The 359-nt window shown below is 72.4% G+C and carries 1 protein-coding gene; it reads left to right on the top strand.

From position 1 onward, the window contains the following. The coding region (locus OO57_RS38045; RefSeq protein ID WP_234337737.1) for an acyltransferase domain-containing protein at positions 1-359 on the top strand (359 nt) is incomplete at both ends.

The following is a 359-nucleotide window of genomic DNA, read 5'->3' as shown; positions in this document are numbered from 1 at the left end:
GTTGGGTTCGTCGGTGGTGTTCCGGGAGCGGGTGGGTGCGTGTGCGGTGGCGTTGGGGCCGTTCACGGACTGGTCGTTGTTGGAGGTGTTGGAGGGGGTCGAGGGGGCTGCTTCGTTGGAGCGGGTGGATGTGGTGCAGCCGGTGTTGTGGGCGGTGATGGTGTCGTTGGCGGCGGTGTGGGAGTCGTGGGGGGTGCGGCCGGCGGCGGTGGTGGGGCATTCGCAGGGGGAGATCGCTGCGGCGTGCGTGGCGGGTGCGTTGTCGTTGGAGGACGGGGCGCGGGTGGTGGCGTTGCGCAGTCGGGCGATCCGGGCGTTGGCGGGTCGGGGCGGGATGCTCTCCGTCGCCGCCCCCGCCG

The sequence above is a fragment of the Kitasatospora phosalacinea genome (genome assembly GCF_000717185.1).
GTDB lineage: Bacteria > Actinomycetota > Actinomycetes > Streptomycetales > Streptomycetaceae > Kitasatospora > Kitasatospora phosalacinea_A.
This window is presented reverse-complemented; position numbering and strand designations above follow the sequence as displayed.